This window comes from Hoylesella buccalis ATCC 35310, assembly GCF_000177075.1.
Taxonomy (GTDB): domain Bacteria; phylum Bacteroidota; class Bacteroidia; order Bacteroidales; family Bacteroidaceae; genus Prevotella; species Prevotella buccalis.
In genome coordinates this window covers 1-4783 of the sequence record NZ_ADEG01000006.1, presented here as the reverse complement: position 1 = coordinate 4783, position 4783 = coordinate 1, and the positions used below count along the sequence as shown (strand labels likewise).

Genomic DNA, 4783 nt, shown 5'->3' with positions numbered 1-4783 from the left:
GAAAAAACAAGCCCGGGGTATACCACGACAAACTACCCCACATTGCCAGAGTCAACTAAAATCAGTATCTTTGAAAAGTCAAGACAACTCATTCTAGTATGACGACGAAAACGATGTCAACCGAAATCAGTTTCAGCAAAAAAATAAGTCAACCATTTTCAGGGAACGACAATATACCAGCAACAAATGAAAAACCCTCCACAAATCCCGTCAGATTATGGAACAATTGAATGATTTTTTCGGCAAGTTGTTTGCCTACCTCCGGGAACATCCGCAATACGGGCTTCTCGTGGCAATCCTCCTTGTAATCCTGTATCTCATAGGGTTGATTTTTGACTGGAAATGGACGCTGCTGCCGAGCGGGAACAGCGACTTTACGCAAATGTGGATTGACCTGTTTGGCAGGAATGCCGTCCGGTTCGTGAAGGGTGTCCTCGCCGTCCTCCTGCTTCTTGCCTTAGTTTACCTGTACTACCATTATAAATAATCCGCCTATGTCTTCGTCTTCCACCTCCCACGGTTACTTTGAAAGCGTCAGCACCCAGTTGTCCCTGAGTGTGGGCTCCTCGTTTGAGGGTGTTGCCGGCAATTCCTCCGCCAACGCCTCACAGGACATCTCTGCGGGCGTGAGCGCCGTGGATACGGGCATGAAGGCGGGCATGGCACTGGCGGAAGCCAGGAATGAACACGCTATAATTAAAAATGGAAAGAATAAGTATTCAAATTGATTCACCCGGCTACGTAAAGGTTTCCGAGATTAGCGAAGAACTTTTGAAATTTTCTTCAATAATAGAAACTAAATAGCATGGTGGGGCTCTCAATTTAGATGGCTCTATATATGATAGTGATCCTAAAGTTTCAAAAAAAAACAAAGAAATGGCTGAAGAAGTACGGATGGAATTTATAACATCAAAAGTATACAAAAAAATACTTACACCTGAGTTGTTTAGGGAAATAGAACGTGTAAATATCAAAGATGGAGTATTTGAGGAAATTCCATTGTTTTCACGATATAAGGATATCGATTTCTTAAAAAAATATATACCACCCGAGAAAGTGCTTGAATATTTACTTCACGTATCCTTATTCTTGCTTTATGATGTTAGTTTATATTTTGAGTATATAGCCAAAGTCAGTTCTAGTATATTCATTGGTATTACATTAGTCAATCCAGAAGAGGAAATGGATGATGTTGGTTTTTGTATCCCTAACATTCTAATTAGTACAAAAAAAACTTATAAGTTTTTGCAACATGGCACGCGGTTTAATGTGGATAAAAATGATGTTCTGAATAAACAATGGGGTATGGTAGGTATGAGCAATATGTATAAATGCTATAAAACCACTACTATTACTGGTGGAGAAAAAATAGAAAGAATATATATAATACCCCGCAAAAGGCTACATCAACGATAAAATAACTGAAATGTCTGTGGAGGGGCGAGGAAGTATGGTACCGCAGGCTTGACATGAACGGGAAGGTCATTGAGGAGCGGTCGATGAACTATACTTCCTACAAGGATTACATCAAGATACCGTTCCTTTTCCAAGGGCAGTACTACGACGAGGAAATCAAGTTGGCGTACAACAGGTTCAGATATTATGACCCTCAAATGGGTAGGTATATATCTGAAGATCCCATCCGCTTTGCGAGCGGGAAGATAGCTTTGTTCGCGTATGTAAGTGACACAAATGGGTGGTTAGATGTATTTGGATTAAAAACATACTCTATTCATGGTAATAGTAAGAAAAGTCCTAAACCTAATCATGTTTATGTTATTTATGATAGAGGTACGGAAGAAGTTTATAAATTTGGTATAAGTGGTGGTCGTATTAGAAAGGATACTAAGTCTTCTAGAGCAGAATCACAAGTTCGGGCTTTAAATGCAGCAGGAGGAAATTATGAATCTAAAATAGTAAGGAAAGGATCAACTCGTTCAAAAGCCTTAAATGTAGAGCAAGGAAGAGTTAATGTGTATTCCATTTCTGCTCAAAATGCAGGAAACACTGGCATTGGTCTAAGTGGTCAATCTCGTATAGCAAATGCTCCCATTGCTCCTGAAGGAAACTTACGCCCAAATCCTCAAATATAATTATATGGATCGATATTTGAATCAAATAGAGATAATTCTTTCAGGGAAATATATTTCCCTGCCTAAGGAAGTATTAAGTATCTCTGATATGCTTGCTTATCACTTAGGTAAAAGCATAAAAACAGATGGAGTTGTTAAATTAGTGATTATTTTTACTGATGAGCCTCAAGTTGGGAAGTGTATTCTTGGAATAGAGTACATATACAAACCTATTAGTCAATGGATAGAATTGAGCATTAGTAATGATCTTAGTACAAAACGGAAAATACTTCTATCTGAAATTTACTCCATTATCAATGGATATATTTTTTCAGGAAGATGGAATGACAATGGGATAAAACAGGTTATTCATTCAATTTATGATCGTAATTGCATTTTTTTTGAAAGGTACAAACAAGTAAAATGCGGTAAATCAGATATTTATAAATGTGAAGTTCAGTTCACATACAAATCCATACTGTCACTTAAGTTATCTTTTTATAATCGATATGGAGAATCTGTAAAAATAGTATCTCTTTTAGATAGAGTACCAGCTCAATCAGGGATAAGAGATATGCTTTTGTTTTATGTCTACAAATTATCTTATAAAGATGATATTGTGAACGTTATTTGGAATAATAATGAATATTATTGGAGTTATGATATGAGAAGTGATGTCCTATCATTTCATTCTAAAAGAGCAGAATGTGGAGATCCTCTGGGACAATATGAGCTAGGAAAAATATTATTGGAAGGGAAATTTATAACGAAAGATATCGTTAGTGCGGAAAAGTGGCTCACGGCTTCATCAGAACAAGGGAATATTAGTGCAACTAGGCTTTTACGGGCATTACCATCGTACCCAAATGATGGGCATGCTGCTATAACAAAACAACGAGTTACAATGGAAGATAGACTGCAGCACAAATAAAATAAGTAAGAACCGCTTTGGCACCACCACCTATGAGTACAGCCCCACCGGGCATCTGCAAAAGGCGGTCTATGCCGATGGCAGGGAGGAGTACCGTCTTTCGGACAAGGCGGGCAACCTCTTTGACGACCCTGACAGAAAGCTGCACAAGTACCTCCGAGGAGGAAAGCTGGAGCAGTCGGGGGAATGGCGCTTTGTCTATGATAGGGACGGACAGCTCGTGGAAAAGTACAAGGGCACAGGCAAGTGGTGGGACAGCAAGCAAAAACGATGAAAATATATCTGGAACCAGAACGGAACGCTGAAGGAGGTCAGACCTCCCGGAGGGGGAGATTTTGCCTTTGATGCCCTGTTCACCTATGACGCACTCGGAAGAAGACTGAGCAAGGATGCCATTGGCATCACCTGCTGGCTGTGGAACGGCAACGTGCCCCTGCACGAGTGGACACTAAGTCAGAGGCGCAATGAGCAGGGAGAGATAGAAGAAATCTATAAATCTTATCAAGATAACAAACCTGTAAATATTAAGAAATGTCTAAATCATCAATATTCTTTTTAATCACATTCATTTTTTTGCTTTTTGGGTGTACAAGAAATAATGTGTCGTCAGATCATCAAATGTTAGAGCATTTCAATCTCTACGAGTCTGAATTTGAGAGATTGAGAAAAATTTCTGTTAAGTACGATAGATTTCATTACCCCCCCTATGATGAAACAGATAGTACAGCCTATATCATCTCATATAAAGATAAAAAGGAATTGGACTCTTTAATCAAGAGACTGGATATTATTAGCATACAGTATGATGGGATATCAGAAGTATGCTTGCTCTTTCATACATGGGGTGTTTCTATCAGCGGAGGGTACAAGGAGTATATCTATGCTCCAAATCTTGAGGATCATATAAAGAACTACGATAAAGAGGTTGCCTTAGATCCCAGCACTGAAATGTATATCGTAGAAAGAATTACGGAGGAAGATTTGGATCAAGTTGCTCAAAGATATTCTGTAAATATAGAGTTATATCGTCCTATAAAAAATGGTTGGTATATACATCTCAGTCGAGAGAATTGATTCTTGAGATGTATGCTATTCTTTTATTAGGAGCATTTTACTCTCCAACGCTTGCCCCCAATATACGAAAAGATCCATATATTCAACCTGTAGATAATCTAAGAGTTGTCCTACCTATTCATTCTTTCCCACCAACAATTATCAAAAGACGTTTTAGCCCCAGACAAACTTTCATTGGACCTGCATCAAAATCAAGGAGATAAGATTATGCTATTAAAAGAGATTGCATATTGGACATATTATTTTTTATCAAAAAATAAGAGCTACGGAAAATCTGCAGATACTCGCATAGACTCAGCCTTAATTGTTTCTGTCTTATTATTTGTAAATATACTTACTATAGTTTATATCGCAGAACAGCATATAGGATTAAATATATTACAACATCTACCCATAAAAAGCAGAAATGATTTACTTTCATGGGTATGGTCTGTCATAATAATCATGCCAATAGTAACATACATGTATAAATGCTATTTCAGGAAGTCAAGAATATCCCATCTTGTTGATGAATATCAGGAGAAAAGTCCTAAGCGTCTATTTTGGGGAAAAGTTTTTTTGTTTTTTATTGTAGTTCAACATGGATAATATTTTTCTATACTGTAATATAATCTTCCTCAAATCCGCAACTAAGCCCTTGAACGTCCTTATTGCGTTTACACGTCTTCTCATTACTGAATTTGCAGATAATTTGAACTTGAAGTCC

Annotated in this window: 7 protein-coding genes; 6 read left to right on the top strand and 1 reads right to left on the bottom strand. The window is 37.9% G+C overall.

The window, feature by feature from the left end; all coding sequences use genetic code 11:
* Nucleotides 1–217 precede the first annotated feature (217 nt).
* From HMPREF0650_RS00390 to HMPREF0650_RS00370, 5 genes are all read left to right on the top strand, one after another.
* Complete coding sequence (locus HMPREF0650_RS00390; protein WP_040561900.1) at nucleotides 218–487, top strand: immunity 17 family protein; 270 nt, start codon at nucleotides 218–220, stop codon at nucleotides 485–487.
* Between the two features lie 58 nt (nucleotides 488–545).
* Entirely contained in the window at nucleotides 546–728 is a 183-nt protein-coding gene (locus HMPREF0650_RS13210) for a hypothetical protein (RefSeq protein WP_162013117.1), read from the top strand.
* Nucleotides 729–876: 148 nt separating this feature from the next.
* Nucleotides 877–1416 carry an Imm15 family immunity protein gene (locus tag HMPREF0650_RS00380; protein WP_155813530.1) on the top strand — a complete coding sequence of 180 codons (540 nt, stop codon included), beginning with the start codon at nucleotides 877–879 and terminating at the stop codon, nucleotides 1414–1416.
* Nucleotides 1417–1469: 53 nt separating this feature from the next.
* Nucleotides 1470–2093: an RHS repeat-associated core domain-containing protein gene (locus tag HMPREF0650_RS13620; protein ID WP_004347431.1), complete on the top strand. Its 624-nt coding sequence runs from the start codon at nucleotides 1470–1472 to the stop codon at nucleotides 2091–2093.
* Nucleotides 2094–2097: 4 nt separating this feature from the next.
* Nucleotides 2098–3003, top strand: a complete 906-nt coding sequence (locus HMPREF0650_RS00370; RefSeq protein WP_040561896.1) for a sel1 repeat family protein — start codon at nucleotides 2098–2100, stop codon at nucleotides 3001–3003.
* Here HMPREF0650_RS00370 and HMPREF0650_RS00365 read toward each other — a convergent pair.
* A complete protein-coding gene (locus HMPREF0650_RS00365; protein ID WP_040561895.1) occupies nucleotides 2972–3442 on the bottom strand; it encodes a hypothetical protein in 471 nt (156 codons plus the stop codon). The two genes, HMPREF0650_RS00370 and HMPREF0650_RS00365, sit on opposite strands and share 32 nt — an antisense overlap.
* Nucleotides 3443–3621: 179 nt before the next feature.
* Between HMPREF0650_RS00365 and HMPREF0650_RS00360 the strand changes: the two genes are divergently transcribed.
* The gene (locus tag HMPREF0650_RS00360) at nucleotides 3622–4077 is read left to right on the top strand and encodes a DUF4948 family protein (protein WP_040561893.1); all 456 of its coding nucleotides are present in this window, start codon (nucleotides 3622–3624) and stop codon (nucleotides 4075–4077) included.
* Nucleotides 4078–4783 lie beyond the last annotated feature (706 nt).

Excerpts from the sequence above, each read along its gene's own strand:
- HMPREF0650_RS00390 (WP_040561900.1), top strand. The coding sequence starts at position 218 with ATGGAACAATTGAATGATTTTTTCGGCAAGTTGTTTGCCTACCTCCGG.
- HMPREF0650_RS00380 (WP_155813530.1), top strand. The coding sequence starts at position 877 with ATGGCTGAAGAAGTACGGATGGAATTTATAACATCAAAAGTATACAAA.
- HMPREF0650_RS13620 (WP_004347431.1), top strand. The coding sequence starts at position 1,470 with ATGAACGGGAAGGTCATTGAGGAGCGGTCGATGAACTATACTTCCTAC.
- HMPREF0650_RS00370 (WP_040561896.1), top strand. The coding sequence starts at position 2,098 with ATGGATCGATATTTGAATCAAATAGAGATAATTCTTTCAGGGAAATAT.
- HMPREF0650_RS00360 (WP_040561893.1), top strand. The coding sequence starts at position 3,622 with ATGTTAGAGCATTTCAATCTCTACGAGTCTGAATTTGAGAGATTGAGA.